This is a genomic window from Cellulosimicrobium sp. NPDC055967 (genome assembly GCF_042269845.1).
Classification (GTDB): domain Bacteria; phylum Actinomycetota; class Actinomycetes; order Actinomycetales; family Cellulomonadaceae; genus Cellulosimicrobium.
Map to the genome: position 1 here is coordinate 50152 of NZ_JBHJYJ010000005.1, position 21616 is coordinate 71767.

Annotated in this window: 21 protein-coding genes; 7 read left to right on the forward strand and 14 right to left on the reverse strand. The window is 74.3% G+C overall.

The features are described from left to right. Window positions 1–16: 16 nt before the first annotated feature. Entirely contained in the window at window positions 17–841 is an 825-nt protein-coding gene (locus tag ACFC2L_RS08605; protein WP_375823857.1) for a MerR family transcriptional regulator, read from the reverse strand. A 194-nt stretch (window positions 842–1035) separates the two neighbouring features. On the opposite strand from ACFC2L_RS08605, the gene ACFC2L_RS08610 reads away from it, so the two are divergent. Continuing rightward, window positions 1036–1821 carry an SAM-dependent methyltransferase gene (locus ACFC2L_RS08610; RefSeq protein ID WP_375823858.1) on the forward strand — a complete coding sequence of 262 codons (786 nt, stop codon included), beginning with the start codon at window positions 1036–1038 and terminating at the stop codon, window positions 1819–1821. Window positions 1822–1884: 63 nt separating this feature from the next. On the opposite strand, the gene ACFC2L_RS08615 is transcribed toward ACFC2L_RS08610, so the two are convergent. The 5 genes from ACFC2L_RS08615 to ACFC2L_RS08635 form a co-directional block, all read right to left on the reverse strand. After that, window positions 1885–2562: an HAD hydrolase-like protein gene (locus ACFC2L_RS08615; protein WP_375823859.1), complete on the reverse strand. Its 678-nt coding sequence runs from the start codon at window positions 2560–2562 to the stop codon at window positions 1885–1887. Beyond that, entirely contained in the window at window positions 2559–2975 is a 417-nt protein-coding gene (locus ACFC2L_RS08620) for a hypothetical protein (RefSeq protein ID WP_375823860.1), read from the reverse strand. The genes ACFC2L_RS08615 and ACFC2L_RS08620 overlap by 4 nt, the downstream gene beginning before the upstream one ends. Window positions 2976–3094: 119 nt before the next feature. Then, complete coding sequence (locus tag ACFC2L_RS08625) at window positions 3095–3625, reverse strand: DinB family protein (RefSeq protein WP_375823861.1); 531 nt, start codon at window positions 3623–3625, stop codon at window positions 3095–3097. Window positions 3626–3683: 58 nt separating this feature from the next. Further along, window positions 3684–4052: a pyrophosphatase gene (locus ACFC2L_RS08630; RefSeq protein WP_375823862.1), complete on the reverse strand. Its 369-nt coding sequence runs from the start codon at window positions 4050–4052 to the stop codon at window positions 3684–3686. A 101-nt stretch (window positions 4053–4153) separates the two neighbouring features. Next, a complete protein-coding gene (locus ACFC2L_RS08635) occupies window positions 4154–4927 on the reverse strand; it encodes a YwiC-like family protein (protein WP_375823863.1) in 774 nt (257 codons plus the stop codon). A gap of 261 nt (window positions 4928–5188) precedes the next feature. Between ACFC2L_RS08635 and nrdD the strand changes: the two genes are divergently transcribed. Then, entirely contained in the window at window positions 5189–7447 is a 2259-nt protein-coding gene (gene nrdD, locus ACFC2L_RS08640) for an anaerobic ribonucleoside-triphosphate reductase (protein WP_375823864.1), read from the forward strand. Between the two features lie 8 nt (window positions 7448–7455). Continuing rightward, complete coding sequence (gene nrdG / locus ACFC2L_RS08645; RefSeq protein ID WP_375823865.1) at window positions 7456–8049, forward strand: anaerobic ribonucleoside-triphosphate reductase activating protein; 594 nt, start codon at window positions 7456–7458, stop codon at window positions 8047–8049. A 213-nt stretch (window positions 8050–8262) separates the two neighbouring features. On the opposite strand, the gene ACFC2L_RS08650 is transcribed toward nrdG, so the two are convergent. The 3 genes from ACFC2L_RS08650 to ACFC2L_RS08660 all read right to left on the reverse strand — a co-directional run bounded on the left by ACFC2L_RS08650 (window position 8263) and on the right by ACFC2L_RS08660 (window position 11527). Beyond that, window positions 8263–9432 carry a cytochrome P450 gene (locus ACFC2L_RS08650; protein WP_375823866.1) on the reverse strand — a complete coding sequence of 390 codons (1170 nt, stop codon included), beginning with the start codon at window positions 9430–9432 and terminating at the stop codon, window positions 8263–8265. A 215-nt stretch (window positions 9433–9647) separates the two neighbouring features. After that, on the reverse strand, window positions 9648–10508 hold the full coding sequence (locus ACFC2L_RS08655; RefSeq protein ID WP_375823867.1) for an ABC transporter permease: 861 nt from the start codon (window positions 10506–10508) through the stop codon (window positions 9648–9650). Further along, on the reverse strand, window positions 10505–11527 hold the full coding sequence (locus ACFC2L_RS08660) for an ABC transporter ATP-binding protein (RefSeq protein ID WP_375823869.1): 1023 nt from the start codon (window positions 11525–11527) through the stop codon (window positions 10505–10507). Before ACFC2L_RS08660 ends, ACFC2L_RS08655 begins: the two co-directional genes overlap by 4 nt. A gap of 132 nt (window positions 11528–11659) precedes the next feature. Between ACFC2L_RS08660 and ACFC2L_RS08665 the strand changes: the two genes are divergently transcribed. Then, on the forward strand, window positions 11660–12589 hold the full coding sequence (locus ACFC2L_RS08665) for a TetR/AcrR family transcriptional regulator (RefSeq protein WP_168732147.1): 930 nt from the start codon (window positions 11660–11662) through the stop codon (window positions 12587–12589). A gap of 61 nt (window positions 12590–12650) precedes the next feature. Continuing rightward, window positions 12651–14345 carry a phosphoglucomutase (alpha-D-glucose-1,6-bisphosphate-dependent) gene (pgm, locus tag ACFC2L_RS08670; RefSeq protein ID WP_375823870.1) on the forward strand — a complete coding sequence of 565 codons (1695 nt, stop codon included), beginning with the start codon at window positions 12651–12653 and terminating at the stop codon, window positions 14343–14345. Between the two features lie 117 nt (window positions 14346–14462). Here pgm and ACFC2L_RS08675 read toward each other — a convergent pair whose 3' ends face one another. After that, on the reverse strand, window positions 14463–15878 hold the full coding sequence (locus ACFC2L_RS08675) for an MFS transporter (RefSeq protein ID WP_375823871.1): 1416 nt from the start codon (window positions 15876–15878) through the stop codon (window positions 14463–14465). 116 nt (window positions 15879–15994) lie between these two features. On the opposite strand from ACFC2L_RS08675, the gene soxR reads away from it, so the two are divergent. Further along, a complete protein-coding gene (gene soxR, locus ACFC2L_RS08680; protein WP_024839797.1) occupies window positions 15995–16435 on the forward strand; it encodes a redox-sensitive transcriptional activator SoxR in 441 nt (146 codons plus the stop codon). Window positions 16436–16515: 80 nt separating this feature from the next. On the opposite strand, the gene ACFC2L_RS08685 is transcribed toward soxR, so the two are convergent. The 3 genes from ACFC2L_RS08685 to ACFC2L_RS08695 form a co-directional block, all read right to left on the reverse strand. Beyond that, window positions 16516–17280: an alpha/beta fold hydrolase gene (locus tag ACFC2L_RS08685; RefSeq protein ID WP_253691297.1), complete on the reverse strand. Its 765-nt coding sequence runs from the start codon at window positions 17278–17280 to the stop codon at window positions 16516–16518. Between the two features lie 80 nt (window positions 17281–17360). After that, a complete protein-coding gene (locus ACFC2L_RS08690) occupies window positions 17361–18185 on the reverse strand; it encodes a 2Fe-2S iron-sulfur cluster-binding protein (RefSeq protein WP_375823872.1) in 825 nt (274 codons plus the stop codon). Further along, a complete protein-coding gene (locus ACFC2L_RS08695) occupies window positions 18182–20059 on the reverse strand; it encodes an FAD-binding protein (protein ID WP_375823873.1) in 1878 nt (625 codons plus the stop codon). The genes ACFC2L_RS08690 and ACFC2L_RS08695 overlap by 4 nt, the downstream gene beginning before the upstream one ends. A gap of 237 nt (window positions 20060–20296) precedes the next feature. Between ACFC2L_RS08695 and ACFC2L_RS08700 the strand changes: the two genes are divergently transcribed. Then, window positions 20297–21025, forward strand: coding sequence for a hypothetical protein (locus ACFC2L_RS08700; protein ID WP_375823874.1), 729 nt, complete (start codon window positions 20297–20299; stop codon window positions 21023–21025). 109 nt (window positions 21026–21134) lie between these two features. Here the strand turns inward: ACFC2L_RS08700 and ACFC2L_RS08705 are convergent, their stop codons facing one another. Then, the gene (locus tag ACFC2L_RS08705) at window positions 21135–21440 is read right to left on the reverse strand and encodes a GNAT family N-acetyltransferase (protein ID WP_375823875.1); all 306 of its coding nucleotides are present in this window, start codon (window positions 21438–21440) and stop codon (window positions 21135–21137) included. Window positions 21441–21616 lie beyond the last annotated feature (176 nt).

The window sequence follows — 21616 nt, forward strand, 5'->3', positions numbered from 1 at the left end:
GGCCCGGGCACGGGCCCTACAGGTGCAGGTCCGCGTAGACGCGCAGGGCGTCGCGCACGAACGTCGCGCCCTCGACCCCGCCGTAGTTCTTCGCGAACCGCTCGTCCGCCACGTACATCTCACCGAGGCCGACGACGTACTCCTTGACCGGTGCCGCACCGGCGCCCGGCGTGCCGGGGATCGCGCCGAGCCACTCGACGTGGCGGCGCGCCAGCGCCTGCGCCTCCTCGGACGCCGGGTCGACGCCCCGCGCGGCCGCCGCGGCCCAGTCCGCGCCGAGCTCGCGGGTGCGGGCCTGCCACGCGGCCCGCTCGTCGTCGGACATCCCGCGCCACCAGGCGTCGCCGCGCGCGTACGCGTCCTTGCCCCAGCGGTCCTCGACCTCGTCCTTGTACTGCGTGTGGTCGAACCCGTCGAACATGTCGTCCGCCATGAGCTCGCCACCTCCTTCCATCGTGGTGATCGTCCGTTCGACCGACGCGATCTGTCGCGCCAGCCGCTGCCGCTCCGCCTGCAGCCCCTCGAGGTGGCCGCGCAGGGCCCGCACCTGGGCGTCCCTGCCCGACGGCGGCCGGTCGCCCCGCGCGCCCGGGTCGCCGTCGAGCGCCTCCTGGATCGCGGGGAGCCCGAGGCCGAGGTCGCGCAGGAGCAGGATCCGCTGGAGCCGCACGAGCGCGTCGGCGTCGTAGTGGCGGTAGCCGTTGGACGCGACCCGGCTCGGGCGCAGCAGACCGACCGCGTCGTAGTGGCGCAGGGTCCGGCTCGTCGTGCCGGCGAGGCGCGCGACCTCCTGGATGGACCAGTCGGCCGTCCGCTCGCTCGTCGTTCCGGCGGGGTGCATCTCCTGTCTCCTCTCACGGTCTCGGTGGCTCGGCGGTCGCCTCGTGCGGCAACGAGAACCACGCTAGAAGTTGACGCTACGTCAAGGTCAACAGGTTGCCTCGGACAGGGCTTCCGGCACGGCAGGGCAGGGTCGACGGGCGTACGGTCGAGGAAGAGCGCCCGCGGGTGGGCGCGACGAGCACGGAGGCCGCCATGGCCACGACGCAGCAGGTACGGCAGCACTACGCCGGCAAGGATCTCGCGGCCCGCCTCCTCGCCGCAGCAGGAGCCGGCGACGGGCCCGTGACGGTCGACGCGCTCGCCCCGTACGACGAGCTCCACGCCGGGGGCGCGTCGTCGACCACCGCCCTCCTCGACCTCCTCGGGCTCGCGCCGGGCACCACGCTGCTCGACGTCGGCAGCGGGCTCGGGGGGCCGGCGCGGCTCGCCGCGCACCGGCACGGCTGCCAGGTCACGGGCGTGGACCTCAGCCCGGACTTCGTCGACGCCGCGCGCGAGCTCACCGCGCGGACGGGGCTCGCCGACCTCGTGACGTTCGCGCTGGGCGACGGCGACCGGCTGCCGTGCGCGGACGCCTCGCACGACCGCGCGATGCTCGTCCACGTCGGCATGAACGTGCCGGACAAGGCGGCGCTCTTCACGGAGGTCCACCGCGTGGTGCGCCCCGGGAGCCCGTTCGGGCTGTTCGAGCAGATGCGGGTCGGGCCGGGCGACCTGCCCTTCCCCATGCCGTGGGCGGTCGACGCCGGGTCGTCGTTCGTCGAGACCCCGGACGACTACAGCCGCGCGCTGACGGCCGCCGGGTTCGACGTCCTGCGCGTCGAGGACCGGCGTGCGGCGCTCGCCGCCGGGGGCGGGCCCCGGCAGGACGGCCTCGTGGTCGTGTTCGGTGCGGAGTTCGTCACGCGGATCAGCAACAACGTCGCCGCGACGAGGGCGGGGCTGCTCGCGCCCGTCCTCGTCGTCGCCCGCGCCTGAGCGGCGACCCACGGTCCGCTCCGGCACGATCGGCCCGCGTCGCCGACGGCCGGCGGTGTCCGGTCAGGCCGCGAGCGGCTCCCGGCGGAGCAGGACGGCCGCGAGCTCGGCGGGCGTCCCGACGACCGCCGTCGCGCCCGCCGCGGCCAGCTCGCCGGGGCGCGCGTAGCCCCACGCGACCCCCACGCACGGGACCCCGTGGGCGGCGGCGCCGAGGACGTCGTGCTCGCGGTCGCCGACCATGACCACGCGCCGCACGGCGTCGAGCGACGCGAGCGCGTGCGCGACGACGTCGGCCTTGGTGCTGCGGGAACCGTCGAGCGTGGCGCCGAACACGTCGTCGAGGCCGCGGTCGAGGTGCGCGTCGAGCCCGAAGTGCTCGACGATCCGCCGCGCCATCGGCTCCGGCTTCGACGTCGCCACGGCGAGGCGCAGCCCGGCGCCGCGCAGCGCCGTCAGGCACGCGGGGATTCCCGGGTAGACCGCGTTGTCGAGGAGGTTCCCGGCCGCGTACACGTCGCGGTAGGCGGCGACGGCGTCGGCCACGCGGTCGCGCGTGACGCCGTGCGCGGCGAACGAGTCCCCGAGCGGCGGGCCGACGAAGCCGCGGAGCACCGCCTCGGTGGGGACCGGGAGCCGCAGGACGGCGTACGCGTGCCGCACCGACGCGAGGATGCCGGGGGCCGAGTCGGTGACCGTGCCGTCGAGGTCGAGCAGGACGAGGTCGTCGCGCGCGCTCATCCGGCGGGCGCCTCGTCGACGCCGGGACCCGAGGTCCCGCCCGAGCCCGCAGCACCGCCGGGACCTGAGGTGACGCCGGGGCCCGAGGTGCCCGGGCCGGTCGTCCCGGAGCCCACCACCGCGGCCGGGCCGCCACGGCGGCCCAGGACGAACCCGACCGCGCCCCCGACGAGCAGCGCGCCCGCGCCGGCGAGGAGCGCCGCGGTCCCCAGCGGGTACGCCCCGCGGAGGACGAACGTGGTGCCGGACAGCGGCGCGTACGCGAACCATCCGGACGACGTCGGGCGGCTCGCGACCCAGGCCGCGGCGGCCAGGAGCGCGACGCCGACCAGGACGAGCGCCGCGAGGACCACGGTCGCGACGCTCGGACGGCGCGCGGGAGGGACGGACGAGGGCTGCTCAGGAGCGGTCACGTCGGCCATGGTCCCGGGCGACGCCGCTCGCGGCAACCGTCGCCCGCACGGCGCCGAGCGCACGAGACGGACGCGGCGACCGCGACTGTCTCCTGCCCTCGACCGGTCGTCGCCGGGCGCTACTCGCCGACGGTTCCGTCGATCGCCTCGCGGAGCAGGTCGGCGTGGCCGTTGTGCCGGGCGTACTCCTCGATCATGTGGACGAGGATCCAGCGCAGGTTCCAGCGCTCGCCCGTGTGGCGGTCCGCTCGCACGCTCAGCCGGTCGAGGCCGCCGTCGGCGAGCGCGTCGTCGAGGATCGCGTCGGACGCCGCGACGGCACGGTCGAAGAGCATGCGCAGCTCCGCCGGGGAGTCGCCCGCCGCCGTCGTCCAGTCCCAGTCGCGGTCCTCGGCCCAGTCGGCGGTGTCGAACGGCGCCATGAGCGGCTCCCCGAGCAGCACCTCGGAGAACCAGTTCGACTCGACGAACGCGAGGTGCTTCAGCAGGCCGCCGAGCGTCATCGACGAGGGACGGAGCCGGTGGGAGAGCTCGGCCGCGTCGAGGCCCGACGTCTTCCAGCGCAGCGTGTCGCGGTGGAAGTCGAGGAAGCCGCGCAGCGTGTCGACCTCGTCGGCGCTGACGGGCGGGTCGGTGCGGTGGTCGGTCACGGCGCCACCCTAGCGGCGCCGGTGCGGCGCGGCCGCGTGCCGCCCGGGCCGTGCCGGGTCACGGCAGCTCCGCCTCCCACGCGAGCCACTTGCGCCGCACGGCCGCGTCGACGTCGACGCCCTGGGAGCGCGCGAGCAGGAGCAGGTGCGCGAGGACGTCGGCGACCTCGTCCGCGAGGGGCGAGGCCCCGCCGTCGTCCCCGGTGGCCCCGTCAGGGGCGGCTCCGGACCGTGGTGCGTCCCCGCGCGGGCGGGTGCGCCCCGTCGCGACGAGGAACGCCTGCGTGAGCTCCCCGACCTCCTCGGCCAGCTTGAGCATGAACCAGTCGGCGTCGCGCTCGACGCCGAACTTCCGCGCGTAGAGCGCCGAGACGGCCTCGACGCGCTCGCCGAGGCCGGAGACCGTCAGGGGCGCGTCGTCGTCCATCGGGCCAGTGAACCACCGCACGCCGTCGACCGTTCGGCACCCGCCGTCGGCGTTCGGCAGCACGAGGTGCCGATCCGCGCGTGACGTGCCGAACCGCGGCCCTACCGCACGACGAGCGCGACGACGAGCAGCAGCACCGTCGCGACGATCTCCCCGATCCCGACGGCCCGCGGGCTCAGGGGCCGGCCCGGCAGCACGGCCGCGCGCACCGTCGCCGCGGCGAGGAACGCCGTCGCCCACCACCACGAGGGGTCGTGCACGACGGCGACGGCGCCCGCCGCGACGGTGACCGCCGCGTGGTACGCGACCGAGGCGACGACGTACGACCGCACGCCGCGCTCGCGGATCATCGTCTTGACGTAGAGCACGGTCCCGAACAGGTAGGCGAGCAGGAGCGCGGCGACGAGCCACACCACCGCGGGGACCGCCAGCACGGACCCGCCCGGGGGCCGGCACGCGGCGTACGCGACGACCGTCATGAGCGACGCCGCGACGGTCATCGCGCCGCCCGCGGCGACGGACCGCTCGGTGCGCTGGGCGGAGGCCCACAGCCCGAGCGCGAGGAACGGGACGAACGTGGGCGCCCAGAGCGCGAGCGCCGGGTCGAGCACGAGCACGAGCAGCCCGAGCGCCGCGGCGGTCGCGCCGTACGTGAGCAGCGGACGCCGGTAGCGAGGCTTGCGGCGCGACTTCAGCCATAGCCCCGCGGCCGAGTAGGCGAGGAAGCCGACGAGCCAGAGGGCCCCGAGCGCGAGGGTCACGGGCCGGAAGCCGGCGTCGTGGACCCCCCGGACCGTCCCGACGACGAACGGCAGGAGCAGCATCGGCCACGCGCCGTGCTGGTTCGGCACCCAGCCGGGAGGACGTCGGGACACGACCCGAGGCTAGCCCCGCGGCGCGCGGTCCCGACCGCGAGAGGTCCCGGCCGCGGCGGGCCGCAGGGCCTGTGTCTGCGGGACCAAGGTCCCGACCTGTCCCGCGCTCCGCGCCACGCCGGGAATCGGCGTCGCACGCGCTCCCCGGACTAGATATGGTGGCGCAGCCGTGATCCAGACCCCACATGTTGGGGTGCGGTCCGTCTCGCAACCCCTGCGGGACGGAGACGAGAACTCGGTGGGCAGAGGGGAACGGGAACGATGAGCACCATCGAGCTCGACCAGGCAGCACCGACCGTCAGCACCACCACGTTGGAGGTCCTCAAGCGCGACGGCCGGCGTCGGCCGTTCGACGACGGCCGCATCCGCGCCGCCGTGACCAAGGCCTTCGCGGAGGTGCACGGCGACCTCACGGCCGCGCACCGGAGCCGCGTCGACGAGGTCGTGGACCGCGTCGACGCGGAGATCGCCGCGCGGTTCGTCGGGGCGGTCAAGATCTACGAGATCCAGGGCGTCGTCGAGCACGTGCTGCTCGGGTCGCACGAGTACGACGTCGCCCGCGCCTACATCGACTACCGCGTGCAGCGGGACTTCGCGCGCAGCCGGGCGACGGACCTCAACCACTCGATCGTGCGGCTGCTGGACAAGGACTCCACGGTCGTCAACGAGAACGCGAACAAGGACAGCGAGGTCTTCAACACTCAGCGCGACCTCACGGCCGGGACGGTGGGCAAGGCGATCGGGCTGCGGATGCTGCCGCCGCACGTCGCGAACGCCCACCAGAAGGGCGACCTCCACTACCACGACCTCGACTACCACCCCTATGCGCCCATGACGAACTGCTGCCTCATCGACTTCCGGTCGATGCTGTCGAGCGGCTTCCGGATCGGGAACGCGCAGGTGGAGCCGCCCCGCTCGATCCAGACCGCGACGGCGCAGATCAGCCAGATCATCGCGAACGTGTCCTCCAGCCAGTACGGCGGGTGCTCGGTCAACCGCATCGACGAGCTCCTCGCTCCCTATGCCGAGCGCAACCTGGAGAAGCACCTCGCGGACGCGCGCCGCTGGATCGCCGACGAGGCCGCGCACGAGGAGTACGCGCGCGAGAAGACGCGCAAGGACATCTACGACGCGATGCAGTCGCTGGAGTACGAGATCAACACCCTGTTCACGTCGAACGGGCAGACGCCGTTCACGTCGGTCGGGTTCGGGCTCGGCACGGGCTGGCTGGAACGCGAGATCCAGCGCGCGATCCTCCAGATCCGCATCCGCGGGCTCGGCAGCGAGGGCCGCACCGCGATCTTCCCCAAGCTCATCTTCACGCTGCGGCGCGGCGTGAACCTCGAGCCCGACGACCCCAACCACGACCTCAAGCAGCTCGCGGTCGAGTGCGCGACGAAGCGGATGTACCCCGACGTGCTGTCGTACGACAAGATCGTCGAGCTCACCGGGTCGTTCAAGGTGCCGATGGGCTGCCGGTCGTTCCTCCAGGGCTGGCAGGACGAGGACGGTCAGGACGTCTCCGAGGGGCGCATGAACCTGGGCGTCGTGACGCTCAACCTCCCGCGCATCGCGCTCGAGGCGGACGGCGACCTCGACACGTTCTGGCGCCTGCTCGACGAGCGCCTGGAGACCGTGCACGACGCGCTCGTCTTCCGCATCGAGCGCTGCAAGGAGGCGACGCCGGGCAACGCGCCGATCCTCTACGTGCACGGCGCGTTCGGGCAGCGCCTCGCCCCGGACGACGACGTCGACCGCCTCTTCCGCGACGGCCGCGCCACGGTCTCGCTCGGGTACATCGGGCTGTACGAGGTCGCCGCCGCGTTCTACGGCGGCGCGTGGGAGCACGACCCGCAGGCCAAGGAGCTCACGCTCGACGTGCTGCGCACCCTGCACGCGCACGCCGCGGGGTGGACGGCGCGGACCGGGTACCGGATCAGCGTCTACGCGACGCCGAGCGAGAGCCTCACCGACCGGTTCTGCCGCCTGGACCGGGAGCGGTTCGGCGCGGTGCCCGACATCACCGACAAGGACTACTACACGAACAGCTTCCACTACGACGTCCGCAAGAGCCCGACGCCGTTCGAGAAGCTCGACTTCGAGGCCGAGTACGCGCGGTACACGTCGGGCGGGTTCATCCACTACTGCGAGTATCCCGTGCTCCAGCAGAACCCCAAGGCCCTGGAGGCGGTCTGGGACTACGCCTACGACCGCGTGGGCTACCTCGGCACCAACACGCCCATCGACCGCTGCTACGCGTGCGGGTTCACGGGCGACTTCGACCCGACGGCGCGCGGCTTCGCGTGCCCGTCGTGCGGCAACGCCGACCCGCGCACGTGCGACGTCGTCAAGCGCACGTGCGGGTACCTCGGCAACCCGCAGCAGCGCCCCATGGTGCACGGCCGCCACGCGGAGATCTCCGCGCGGGTCAAGCACCTTGCGGGACCGACGTCGTCCACCACGGACGACGGCGCGCCGACCACCCCGGGGGGCGGGGCTGCGCCGTCGGACACCGCGTAGGAGGGACGGTGGCACGCACCCCGGACCCCGGCTGGCGCTCGGACCGCGTCAGCCGGGGGTACGTCGCAGACTACAAGCCGTTCGTCATGGTCGACGGCGAGGGCGTGCGCTGCTCGCTGTACGTGAGCGGCTGCCTGTTCGCGTGCGAGGGCTGCTTCAACGAGGCGGCGTGGAGCTTTCGCTACGGACGCCCCTACGACGACGCGCTGGAGGCGCGGGTCCTCGCCGACCTCGCGCACCCCGCCGTGCAGGGCCTGTCCCTGCTCGGCGGGGAGCCGTTCCTCAACACGGAGGTGTGCCTGCGGCTCGTGCGCCGGCTGCGCGCGGAGCACGGCGACCGCAAGGACGTGTGGTGCTGGACGGGCTACACGTTCGAGGAGCTGCGCACCGGCTCCCCCGACAAGCGCGCGCTGCTCGCCGAGGTCGACGTGCTCGTCGACGGCCGGTTCGAGCTCGCGCGCCGCGACCTCACCCTCGCGTTCCGCGGCAGCACCAACCAGCGCGTCCTCGACGCGCGCGCGTCCCTCGCGGCGGGCGGCGCCGTCCCGTGGCCGCGCGTGCCCGACGCCGGGCGCGTCGCGGGAGCGGACCTCGCCTCGTAGCGACCGACGAGACGGGAGAAGTGGGGCCGCCCGGCCGGGGGGGGGGGGGCCGGTGAACCGTCAGCGGGGGGGTCGGGGCCGCGCGGGGGGCGCGGGGGCGCGCCCGCCGCCGGGCGCCCCGCCGGGGGGGGGGGCGGGGGCCCCGGGGGGGGGGGCGCGGCCCCCCCACTTCTCCCGTCTCGGCGGGTTCGGGCGCCGTCGGGGCTCCGAGGGTCAGGGGGCGGCGACGACGCGCACCGGGACGGTGCGGAAGCCCGCGACGGGCGCGGTCTCGCGCTCGGCCGGCCGCGCGGCGTCGTGCACGACCGTGCCCGCGCGCAGGAGTCGGCGGACGAGGACGCGCAGCTCGAGCGTCGCGAGCGGGCGCCCCGGGCACACGTGCGGTCCCGTCCCGTAGACGAGGTTGCGGTCGGCGTGGCCCTCCGGGTCGTACGCGCCGGGGTCGTCGAACGCCTCCGGGTCGCGGTTGGCCTCCCGCCAGTCGAGCACGACCTGCTCGCCCGCGGCGACGGGGCACCCGGCCACGACGGTGTCGCACGTCGCGACGCGCCGGTTGGAGACGAACGGGTCGTCGAGGCGCAGGATCTCGTCGACCGCCGCGTCGAGCGCGGGGTCCGGGGCGTCGCGCAGGTGGTGCTGGTGGCCGGGGTGCTCGGCCAGCCAGTGCACGACGACGCCCGCGCACAGGGCGAGCGAGGACAGGTCTCCCCCGGTCCAGTTGCGCAGGATCGAGACGAGCTCCTCGTCCGTCCAGGCCGGGCGGCCGTCGTCGTGCTGGGCGAGAAGCCGGGCGGTGACGTCGGGACCGGAGCCGCCGTCGGAGCCGGCCGCCGCGGGTCCGGGCACGGCGCCGACCGTCGAGCCGGCCTCCGGTGCGCCCGGTACCGGGCCGGCCGTCGCGCCGCCGCGGCGCGCGTCGAGCAGGTCGCGGACGATGCGGTCGAACCGTGCGGCGACGCGGCCCGTCCAGGCACGGTCGCCGGAGCGGGTCGCGGCACGGTTCTCCGCGACCCAGTCGAGCAGCTCGGGCTCGAGGTCGGCGGGCCAGCCGAGCCACGCCGACTGGGCGCGCACGGCGTACCGCGCGCCGAGCTCGACGGCGTCGAACGGGCCGCCCGCGACGTCGTCGACCAGCCCGGCGGCGAGGTCGTCGAGCACCGGGGCGAGCCACGCGAGCTCGTCCGGGGCGAAGAACGGGTCGAGGAGCCGGCGCGCCCGCGCGTGCTCCGCGCCGTCGAGCCCGTTGGGCACCTGCAGGTGGGCCGACGCCGCGCTGGAGAAGAGGGCGGGGTCCTGCGCGGCCGCGACCACCTCGGCGTGCCGCCGCACGACCACCCGCCCCGCGCGGTCCCGCGTCCCCTGCACCGTCTCGGTCTCGCTCACCCTCGCCCCTCCCGTCCCGTCGTCCGCCCGGCTCACCGGGCCGATGCGAGCGTACGACCACCCCCGGCCCACTCCGGGACGAACGCTGCCGGACGGGCCCGACGTCCACCCGACCCGGGACAAACGTCCCACCCCCCGCTGTGGGCATGAATTGGGCCGGGTTCTGCGGCGAGAACCGGGCCCAATTCATGCCCACAGCGGGGGCGGGTGTCCGGTCAGACGGTCTTGCGGGTGCGGCGGATGCCGATCCAGAGGCCGACGACGCACGTCACCGCCGCGGCGACGAAGCCCCACAGCACGTCGGGGTCCGCGAACCTCCCGGCGAGCAGCGCACGCTCCGCGTCGACGATGTAGGTCAGCGGGTTGAACAGCGCCGCCGTGCGCATCCACGCCGGGCCGGCTTCGAGCGGCAGCATCATGCCGGACAGGATGAGCAGCGGGAAGAGCAGCGACTGCTGCACGCCCCAGAACAGCCACTCGCGGTTCTTCGCGGCGAGCGCGAGCGCGATCGACAGCGCGCCCACGCCGATGCCGAACAGGCCGAGCAGCAGCAGCCCGACGAGCAGGTGCAGCGGGTAGAGCGTGAACCCGAACGGGACGCAGACGAGCGCGATGAGCAGGCCCTGCACGACGAGCGGGGCGAACTCCTTGAGCGAGCGGCCCACGAGGATCGCGGACCGGTCGAGCGGGGTGGCGAGGACGCGCTCGTAGGAGCCGGTCATCATCTCGTAGAGCAGGTTCGACCCGCTCATCGAGGTACCGAAGAGCGAGATCATGACGATCACGCCGGGCACGAACCACTGCAGCGTCTCCGCGGTCGACCCGCCGCCGCCGGGCGCACCGCCCCCGAACCCGCCGACCGCGCCCGTGAGCAGCGGGCCGAACAGCCCGAGGAAGATCAGCGGCTGCAGCAGCGAGAAGATCAGCGTGAACGGGTCGCGCAGGACGAGCAGGATCTCGCGCGTGAAGACGGCCCAGGTGTCGGCGAGGAACTTCGCGACCCCGGTCCGCAGGAACGCGTCGGTGCCGGGCGTCGTCCGGCTGGCCGGGGACGAGAGGTCGGTGCGCGTGCTCATGCGGCCTCCTCTCGCAGGCTGCGCCCGGTGAGGTTGAGGAACACGTCGTCGAGGCTCGCCTGCTGGAGCTCGGCCGAGCGGACGGCGAGGCCGCCGACGCGCAGCGCCTCGATGGCCTCGGGCAGCCGGTCGGCGCCGTGGGTCGTGGAGATCCGGACGGACACGACGCCGTCGGCGCCGCTCGTGGTCTCGACCTGCCCCACGTCCTCGGCGAGCGACGCGCGGACGCGGCCGACGACGTCGGGCACCGCGCCCGACCCCTCGCCCGGGGCTCCGCCCGAGAGGCTGCCACCGCCCGCCGCGGGGACCACCGCGAGCGTGATGACGTCGTCGGCGTGGCTGTGCTTGAGCGCGTCCGGCGTGGCGTCGGCGATGATCTCGCCGTGGTCGATGACGACGACGCGCTCGGCCATGCTGTCGGCCTCGTCGAGGTAGTGCGTGGTGAGCACGATCGTCATGCCGTACCGCTCGCGCATCGCGGCGATGTGCTCCCACAGGTTGGCGCGGGCGTGGGGGTCGAGGCCGGTCGTCGGCTCGTCGAGGAACAGCAGCGGCGGGTGGTTCATGAGCCCGAGCGCGACGTCGAGCCGACGCCGCTGCCCGCCCGAGAGCGACTGGACCGTGCGCTTCTCGAGCCCGCCGAGGTCGAGCGCGGCGAGCAGGTCGGCGGCGCGCCGCGCGTACTCGGCGGGCGGCAGGCCGTAGAAGCGGCCCTGGTTGTGCAGCTCGTCGAGCACGCGGTAGGAGTACCCGCCCCCGTTGCCCTGGCCGATGAAGCCGATGCGGGAGCGGACCCGGGCCGGGTCGCGGGAGACGTCGTAGCCAGCGACCTCGGCGGTCCCGGCGGTCGGTTCGAGGAGGCTCGTCAGCATCCTCAGGGTCGTGGACTTGCCGGCCCCGTTGGGACCGAGGAAGGCGACGAGCTCGCCCTCCCGGACGTCGACGTCGATTCCCTTGACGGCCTCGACGGTCTCTTTCTTGCGGTGGAAGGTCTTGGTCAGGCCACGGGCTCGGATCACCGGAGCCACCCTTTCGTACGCCGTACCGAAATTGACGATCTACGTTAGCATACGGTGTACGGGAACAGGCAAGCCTTGGCCCCGCCAGGCTCCTCCGGGCGGGACGCGACCGAAGTCGGGGAGGATACGCACGTGACGACCGACCGCACCGACGAGCGCGACGGCGACCTCGCGCCGTCGGGCACCCCGCAGACCTCGCCCGCACCCCCGGAGCCGGAGGAGCCGGAGCGACCGCGCGGCGTCGTCGCGGCCGCGGACGCCGGGGTCGCCTCCGCCGTGCAGGCCGCGGAGCACGCACGGGCCCAGTTCACCGAGGTCGTCCGCACGCCCGAGATCACGCGCCGCCTCGCGCTCCTGTGGGACCCGCCCGCGCCCGCGACGCGCGGGCGCAAGCCGCGCCTCACGCTCGACGACGTCGTCAAGGCCGGGACCGCCGTCGCGCAGGAGGGCGGGCTCGACGCGCTGTCCATGCGCCGCGTCGCGACCGAGCTCGGTGTCGGCGCGATGTCGCTCTACACCTACGTGCCCGGTCGCACCGAGCTCGTCGACCTCATGATCGACCGCGCGTACGCCGAGCTCGACCTGCCCGCGGCGGGCGCGCCGTGGCGGGCCGCGCTCGCGCAGTACGCGCACGAGCTGTGGAACCTCTACCTGCGCCACCCGTGGATCCTGCAGACCAACATGTGGCGCGCCCCGCTCGCGCCCCACGTGCTCGACGCCCAGGAGGCGGGGCTGCGCACGATCGTCGACACCGGCCTCTCCGAGCTCCAGGTCGTCGACACGCTCGGCCTCGTCGACAACTACGTCCAGGGCCTCGCGCGCGCCACCGTCGCCGAGCGGACCGAGCGGGACGCGACCGGCGTCGGCAACGACGAGTACTGGACGACGCTCGGCAGCTTCTGGGAGGACTGGTTCGACGTCGAGCGCTACCCCGTCATGACCCGCGTCTACGTCGCGGGCGGGTTCGACGCGCCGCAGGGCCCGTTCGACGCGAGCCTCGACCGCCTGCTCGACGCCGTCGAGATGGCGATCGACCGCGCGAACACCCCCGGGCCGAGGTAGAGCCCTGGTCGGACGGCGGTAGCGGCTGACGCGCGGGCGCCACCCCTGGCAGGATCGACCCATGGACCCCCGCGCCGGCACGCCCGCCCAGCCCAGCGACCTCATCGACGTCGACGCCGTGGTCGGCGCCTACTACGACCTCGCCCCCGACGTGGACGACCCGGCGCAGAAGGTCGTCTTCGGCACGTCGGGCCACCGCGGGTCGAGCCTCGACCACGCGTTCAACGAGGCGCACATCGTCGCGATCACCGCGGCGATCGTCGAGTACCGGCGCTCGCAGGGCACCGACGGCCCCCTGTTCATCGGCCGCGACACCCACGCGCTGTCGCTCCCGGCCTGGCAGACCGCGCTCGAGGTCCTCGTCGCCGCGGGCGTGCAGACGTACGTCGACGCGCGCGACTCGTTCACCCCGACGCCCGCCGTCTCCCAGTCGATCCTCCTGCACAACGAGGCGACGACGGTCGACGGCGTCCGCACCACCGGCCCGGGCCTCGCCGACGGCATCGTCGTGACGCCGTCGCACAACCCGCCGCGCGACGGCGGCTTCAAGTACAACCCGCCGCACGGCGGCCCCGCCGGGTCCGAGGCGACCGGCTGGATCGCGGACCGCGCCAACGAGATCCTCCGGGACGGCGTCGCGAGCGTGCGCCGCGTGCCGCTCACCCAGGCGCTCACCTCCGAGCACGTGCACAAGCACGACTTCCTCACCACGTACGTCGACGACCTCGTGAACGTCCTCGACATCGACGCGATCCGCGAGTCGGGCGTGCGCATCGGCGCCGACCCGCTGGGCGGCGCGTCGGTCGAGTACTGGGGCGAGATCGGCGAGCGGTACGGGCTCGACCTCACGGTCGTCAACCCGCAGGTCGACCCGCGCTGGGCGTTCATGACGCTCGACTGGGACGGCAAGATCCGCATGGACTGCTCGTCCCCGTACGCGATGGCGTCCCTCGTCTCCGGCATGACCGGGGAGTCCGGGGACGCCGAGGGCGGCGCGCCGTTCGACGTGGCCACCGGGAACGACGCCGACTCCGACCGCCACGGGATCGTCACGCCCGACGCCGGGCTCATGAACCCCAACCACTACCTCGCCGTCGCGATCCAGTACCTCTACGGCGGCGCGCGCGAGGGCTGGCGCGACGACGCGGCGATCGGCAAGACCCTCGTCTCGTCCGCGCTCATCGACCGGGTCGCGGGCGGCCTCGGGCGGCGCCTCGTCGAGGTGCCGGTCGGGTTCAAGTGGTTCGTGCCCGGCCTGCTCGACGGGACCGTCGGGTTCGGCGGCGAGGAGTCCGCCGGGGCGTCGTTCCTGCGCAAGGACGGCCGCGTCTGGTCGACCGACAAGGACGGCCTGCTGCTCGCGCTCCTCGCGTCGGAGATCATCGCGACCACCGGCCGCACGCCGTCCGAGCACCACCGCGACCTCGTGGAGCGCTACGGCGAGTCCTGGTACGCGCGCGTCGACGCGCCCGCGACGCTCGAGGAGAAGGCGACGCTCGGCAAGCTCTCGCCCGAGCAGGTCACCGCGACCGAGCTGGCGGGCGAGCCGATCACCGCGAAGCTCACCAATGCTCCCGGAAACGACGCCCCGATCGGCGGGCTCAAGGTCACGACCGAGAACGCGTGGTTCGCGGCCCGGCCGTCGGGCACGGAGAACGTCTACAAGATCTACGCCGAGTCGTTCGTCTCCGCCGAGCACCTGACCCAGGTCCAGACCGAGGCGAAGGACGTCGTCTCCGCCGCCCTCGGAGGCTGACCTCCCTGCCGAGGGAGAACCCACGCGCTGACCAGGGTTCTCCCTCGGCGAACCGCGGTTCTCTCTCGGCAGGACCAGGGTTCTCCCTCGGCGCGGTGGGCCGGCTGACCCACCGCCTCACGCGACCGCCCTGACTCCCGCCGCGGCGCGGCGCGCGACGATCGTCCCGACGAGGGAGACGCCGGCGAACGTGAGCATGAGCAGCTGGGCGGACCGGACGAGGTCGGGTGTCCCGAGGTTCACGAGGACGCCGGCGAGGGCGGCGCTCAGCGCCGTCGCGATGAGGAAGACGGTGTTGACCGCGGCCGCGGCCTTGGCACCCTCCTCCTCGCCGACCGTGCTCCCCAGCGCGGCGACCGTCAGGTGCGGGAACCCGAGCCCGATGCCGGCTCCCGCGAGGAAGAGCGTCACGAACCACAGCGCGACGACCGCCCCGGACGGCCCGTCGTGGTGGAGCAGCCCGTACGCGGTGAGCCCCACGGCGACGACGAGCGGGCCGATCGTGATGAGCCCGCGCCGCGCCCGGACTCCCGAGACGTTCGCCGTGACCATCTGGGTCACCGACCATCCCAGCGAGAGGGCGGCGCCGAGCAGTCCTGCGACGAGCGGGCCGAGACCACCGATCTCCTGGCCGAAGAGCGGGATGAAGGCTTCGGTGCCGATCCCGAACGCGAGGACCGCGACGGTGAGGTAGACCCAGCGGAGCGACGACCCGCGCGCGAACGTGACCTGGGGCAGGATGCCGCCGCGCCCGGTCCGGTCGTGGCGCACGAACCACACGCCGAGCGCGACCCCGACGACCAGGCTCACCGCGGTGGCCACGCCGGAGGGCACGATGCTCGCGACGCCCACCGCTCCGACGGCGATCGCGAGCAGCACGAGCGACGCCCACGGGACCGACTCGCTGGAGCGCCTCCGGGCCGTCCGCGGCATCGAGCGGACGACGAGCACGCAGACGAGCGTCGCCACGACCGCAAGACTGACGAACGCGGCCCGCCAGGCTCCGAGCTGCCCGAACCCGCCGCCGACGACGGGACCGACGATGTTCCCGACGCCCCACATCGCCGACACGAGAGCCGCAGCCCGGGCCCAGAGCCGCTCGGGCAGCGCCCGCTGGATCAGGGCGTACCCGAGGCCGGCGAGCAGTCCTCCACCGAGTCCTTGGACCGTACGGCCGAGCAGCAGGACGAGCATCGACGGGCTGGCCGCGCACAGCAGCGACCCCAGCGCGAACAGCCCGAGCGCGAGCAGGTACGCCCGGACGGCGCCCTGCTGCGTGAGGACCCTGCTGACGAGCATGGAGGTGACGACGGACGCCAGCAGGAAGGTCGTCATCGTCCAGGCGTAGAACTCGGCTCCTCCGATCTCCCCGACGATGGTCGGGAGCAGGCTCGTCGTGAGGTAGACGTTGCTCGCCTCCAGCAGGACGCCGCCCGCGAGCACGGCCGCGACGGGGGCGTGGCGCCCGCCCAGCAGCTCGCGCCACGTGCCTGCCGTCCCCGTGTCCTGCCGTTCCTGCTCGGTCTGGGTCATCTCGGGCCGTCCTCTCGCCACGTCCGGTCGGGGCGTACGCCCCCTGCGGGCGCCCCGGTGGACGACCCGCCGCGACGCTAATACCTCGAGTAAACTTGAGGTCAAGGGAGGTGTCGATGTCGCTGGAACCCGACGATCTCCTCGCCGTCGGCGAGGTCGCGCACCGTACGGGCGTCGCCGTGTCGGCGCTGCACTACTACGAGCAGCTCGGCCTCATCGCCTCGACGCGCACGGCCGGCAACCAGCGCCGCTACCCCCGGCACATGCTCCGGCGCATCTCGCTCATCGTCGTCGCGAAGCGGCTCGGCATCCCCCTCGCCGACGTCCAGGAGGTCTTCACCAGCCTCCCGCTGGACCACCCGCCCTCGCAGCGCGACTGGAGGCGCGTGGCCAAGCTCTGGAACGACGAGCTCGAGCTGCGCCGCACCCAGATCGACCACCTGCAGCGCGAGCTGACCGGCTGCATCGGCTGCGGCTGCCTCTCGCTCAAGGCGTGCCGGCTGCTCAACCCCGAGGACGCCCTCGGGTCGGACGGCCCCGGTCCCCGGCGCATCTGAGCGGCGCGAGCGCACCCTCCGGCGTCCCCGCCGCTACGCTCCGCCGACATGGGCGGCCGTCGCTGCGACCGACACGCCGTCTACGCGCCCAGCAGGTCCCGGAGCCTCGCTGCCAGCCACTCGGGTCGGCGCAACGGGATGTCGTGCCCGGCGCCCTCGACGACCTCGTGGCTGCTGCCCGGGATCGCCTCGGTCCATGCTCGCGCGGACGCCGTGACGACCGCCTTCTCCCGGCTGCCCGTGAGCACCAGGGCCCGGCCCGGGAACGTGCGCAGCCCGGCGGGCACGGTGAAGCGGATGTTCTCCCCGACGGCGTCGAGGAGCGTCCGCCTCGAGAGGGTTGCCGACGTGCGCAGGTAGTCGTCGAGGAGGTGGTCCGGGACGGAGAGCTCCTTGGCCTGCAGCCGGGCGAACCCCTCCCGCCGCGCGAGCCCGGCGGTCGACGCGAGGAGCGCGAGGGTGAGCCGCGGCGCCGGTGTCGGCGTGGCCTGGCCGCTGACCAGGACGAGCCGGTCGACCAGGTCCGGCCGTCGCGCCGCGAGCAGCGCCCCGAGCTGGGCGCCGAGCGAGAACCCGACGACCGTGATCGGCCCCGCGCCCGCCCGCTCCTCGACCAGGGAATCCAGCTCGTCGACGACGTGGTCGTGCGACCCGTACGGCTCGTCGGCGCTGTGGTCGTGACCGGGCAGGTCGGGGACGAGGAGCCGCAGCTCACCGTCGAGCTCCGCCCGCAGCGGCTCCCACATCCAGCCCGCGACCCCGCCCCCGTGCAGCAGCAGGACGGTGGGGGCGGCAGCGGCGTCGACGTCCAGCACGTACACGAGGGCCTCGCTCTCAGCAGTCACGGTCAGACACCAGTCGCGGTCGAACACCCGATATGACCGGTTTCGCCGTCATCGCCTCAACGTACCCGACGTACCCGCCCTCACCCGCGCCGGCTGCGAGCCTCCCACGTCTCGGTCGCGACGCGCTGGGCGTCGCGGAGCGCACGCGCCGGGTCGACCCCCTTGGGGCAGACCTGGGTGCACGCCCCGACCTGGATGCACGGCCAGGCGCCGAACTCGGTGTCCAGGACGTCGGCCCGGTCCAGCTCGCCCGCGTCGCGCGAGTCCTCGTCCCACCGGCGCGCGGTCGCGACGACGGCCGGGCCGAGGAAGTCCGGTGCCGGATCGAGCTGAGGGCACGCCGCGTAGCAGAGCATGCAGTCGATGCACTCGGCGAAGCCCTTGAACGCGGCGAGCTCGCCGGGCGTCTGCAGGCTGCCCGACGACGGCCCGTGCGCCCGCAGCGCGTCCTCGCCCCGGTCCGGGGCCGGGTCCTCCGCAGGCGCGTCGACGAGCGGGAGCCGCGTCGCGCCGTCGGGCACGAGCCAGGGCTGCACGGCGGCGAGCTTGCCGAGGAACGTGTCGGTGTCGACGACGAGGTCGCGCAGCACCTCGGCGTGCGCGAGCGGCTCGACGACGAGGCCGGACGTGCGGTAGCCGCGCACGAACGTCTCGCACCCGAGCACCGGGCGGCCGTTGACCATGACGCCGCAGCTCCCGCAGACGGCCATCTTGCACGACCACCGGAACGTCAGCGTGGGGTCGGCGTGGTCCTTGACCCACTGGAGCGCGTCGAGCACCGAGGTGCGGTCGTCGTAGGGGACGTCGAACACGTCGCGCCGCCCGGCGTCCGCGCCGTCGGGCGAGGTCCGCGCGACCTCCACCCGCACCGTCGGTACCTCCACCAACAGCTCTTCCTCGCTCACAACCCCGCCCCCTCGTCCGCCGAGAACGACATGGGGGTCGTTATCGGTCTCTTTCCGACCCTTATGTCGTGCTCGGCGCCCACGGGGACGTGCGCCACCTCGATCGTTCCGCCCGCGTCCAGCCGGACCTCCGAGTGGCGCGGCACGTCGTCGACGTCCGGGAAGTCGAGGCGCTGGTGCGCTCCGCGGGACTCCTCGCGCGCGAGCGCGGCGGCGACGGTCGCGTGCGCGACGAGCAGGGTCGCGCCGAGCTCGACGGTCGTCGCCCAGTCGGTGTTGAGCACGGCGCTCGTGTCGGCGACGCGCACGTCGGCGTACCGCGCGCGCAGGTCCTCGACCGTCGCGAGCGCCCGTCGCAGCCCGTCGGCGTCGCGGTAGATCCCGGCGTCGGCGTCGAGCACGCGCCCGAGCTCGGCCCGGATCGCGGCGGACGGCTCGGTGCCGCGGCCGCGCATCGCGAGGTACCGGTCGGCGATCTCGGCGGCGCGGTCGACGACCTCGCCGTCCGCCGACGCGGGACCGACGCCGGCCCCCGCGCCCGCCGCGCCGCCGTCCGCCCCGGGGTGCCCGGCCGCGCGCGACCACGCGAGCGCCGCCTCGCCCGCCGCACGCCCGACGACGAGGGTCTCGACGAGCGAGTTGGACCCGAGCCGGTTGGCGCCGTGCAGCCCGGTGGAGGCGCACTCCCCCGCGGCGAACAGCCCCGCGACGCCGGTCGCGCCGCGAGCGTCGGTGCGGATGCCGCCCATCGTGTAGTGCGCCGTCGGGCGGACGGGCACGGGCTCGGTCGCGGGGTCGACGCCAGCAAACTGCTTGGCGAGGCCGGTGACGAGCGGCAGCCGCTCGGCGAGGCGCTCCTTGCCGAGGTGGCGCAGGTCGAGCAGGACGACGCCGCCGTCGGGCGTCGGGATCGTGCGCCCGTCGCGGTCGGCGTGCCAGAACGCCTGCGAGAGCCGGTCGCGCGGCCCGAGCTCCATGGTGCGCGGCACGGGCGCCCCGACCGGCGTCTCCGGGCCGAGGCCGTAGTCGGCGAGGTAGCGCCGGCCGTCGGCGTCGAGCAGCACGCCACCCTCGCCCCGGGCGGCCTCGGTGAGCAGGATGCCGCTCCCCGGCAGACCGGTCGGGTGGAACTGGAGGAACTCCATGTCCCGCAGCGGCACGCCCGCGCGCAGCGCCATCGCGGTCCCGTCGCCCGTGCAGATGCCCGCGTTCGTGCTGGTCCCCCACGCGCGCGCCGAGCCGCCCGTCGCGAGGACCACCGCGGGCGCCTCGATCAGCAGCGGCTCCCCGCGGTGCTGGTCGTGCACGACGACGCCGCGCACCCGCGCGTCCGGCCCGCCCGCGTCGTCGACCACCAGGTCGAGCACGTGGTGCTCGTCGTACCGGCGGACGGGACCGTCCACGCCCGAGTACCGCAGCGACGTCTGGAACAGGGTGTGGAGCAGGTGGAAGCCGGTCTTGTCGGCCGCGAACCACGTGCGCGCGCGGCTCATGCCGCCGAACCGGCGCACGGCCACGTCGCCGTCGTCCGTGCGCGACCACGGCAGGCCCCACCGCTCCAGCCGGTACAGCTCACCCGCGGCGCGCTCGACGACGAACCGGACGGCGTCGTCCTCGCACAGTCCCGCGCCCCCGGCGAGGGTGTCGGCGACGTGCTGCTCGAGCGAGTCGTCGTCGCCCACCACGCCCGCGGCCCCGCCCTCCGCGGCGACGGTGTGCGAGCGCATCGGGTACACCTTGGAGACGAGCGCGACGACGGGCGCGCGACGGTCCTCCCGGGCCGCGGCCTCCGCGACCGCGAGCGCCGCACTGAGACCTGCACCACCGCCGCCCACGACGACGACGTCGGCGCGCTCGACGCGCAGGGCGGTCACGCGCGCCCCCACGGGGCGGCCGTCGCGGGGCGAACACGCAGGTCCGCGCACGCGGGACGGGTCGGGGAGAGGAAGCGCCGAGGCATAGGGGAAGGGTCCTCGCGCTCCGGCCCTGGCGCAACAGGCGAAGGTCCCGGACGTCCGCGCCGTCTCATGGGCACCGCTCCCCATCGAGGCGGGCGTTCGTCTGTGGGTAAGGTCCGTCCGGCACCTCTCCCCGAACACCCGGAGCTCACCATGCGTCCCGTCCGTTCCGCCGCACGACTGACCGTCGCCGCCGCGCTCGCGCTCGGCCTCACCGCGTGCACCATCAACGTCGGCGGCGGCACGCCCGAGACGCCGACGCCGGACGAGACGTCCGCCGAGGAGACCGCGCCCGTCGAGGACGCGGAGGAGGTCGACGACGCCGCGGCCGAGGAGACCGGCACGAGCGGCGAGCTGCCCGACTGGGCGAACCCCGTCACGAACCCGGGCGAGCAGATCTCGACCTTCACCATCGGCGACGTGCGCGTCGACGTCTACCAGGTGGGCGTCACGCAGGCGACGAAGGACGGCCTGTTCGTCGACCCGGAGAACAACCTGCCGATCATCGCCGAGGGCGACGACATCGTCTTCGTCAACTACGTCATCACGAACGAGGGCGCGCCGATCGACCTCGGCTCGAGCCTCGTGAGCATCGACGAGCGCTACGACGACTGGCCCTACATGCAGGGCATGGACACCATCGTCGACGACGACCTGTACGAGGCGCAGGGCGTGAACGACGACGGCATGGCGCCGGGCGCGTACCGCGAGCCGACCGTGTACACGTTCGGCACCGGCCAGTCCTACTCGTACGCGACGAACTTCCGCTACCAGTCGGGCTCGCCCATCACGTTCGACGGCACGATCGTCCCGGTCGACGCCGAGGGCGAGCTGCTGCACGACGAGCGCATGGAGGGCGAGGGCACCGGCACCATCTCCTGACCTTCGCCGGGCCTCGCGGCCCGCGGCCGCGCGCGAGCGCCCCGGTCCCTCGGGACCGGGGCGCTCCGTCGTCTCACCGGCGAGCATCGCACCGCCGCCGAGCGTCGCCTCACCGCCGCGTGAGGTCCGCGTAGCCCGGATGGCGCTCGATGTAGGCGCGGATGAACGGGCACAGCGGGACGACGCGCTCCCCCGACGCGCGGACCTGGTCGAGCGCGCCGACGGCGAGCGCGGAGCCGACGCCCTGGCCCTCGAACGCCGGGTCGACCTCGGTGTGCGTGAAGATCACCTTCCCGGGCTCGCGGACGTACGCGGCGAACCCGGCGACGACGCCGTCGTCGGTGCGGGCCTCGAAGCGGTCGCCCTCGTCGGTGACGGTGACGGTCGTGGTGCGGGGTGCGGGGCTGTCGGTCATGGCGACCATCGTCGCCGCCGCACGGTCGTCGGACAACCGGCGGCGGGCGGCCGTCGGACGACCGGCGACCCGCGCGCCGGACGCCGAGCGAGACCGTCGTCACGCGCCTCACAGCGCCAATTCACTACCGGGCGGACGGCTTCCGGGTGCGACACTGAGACGGTGGTCCAGGACTC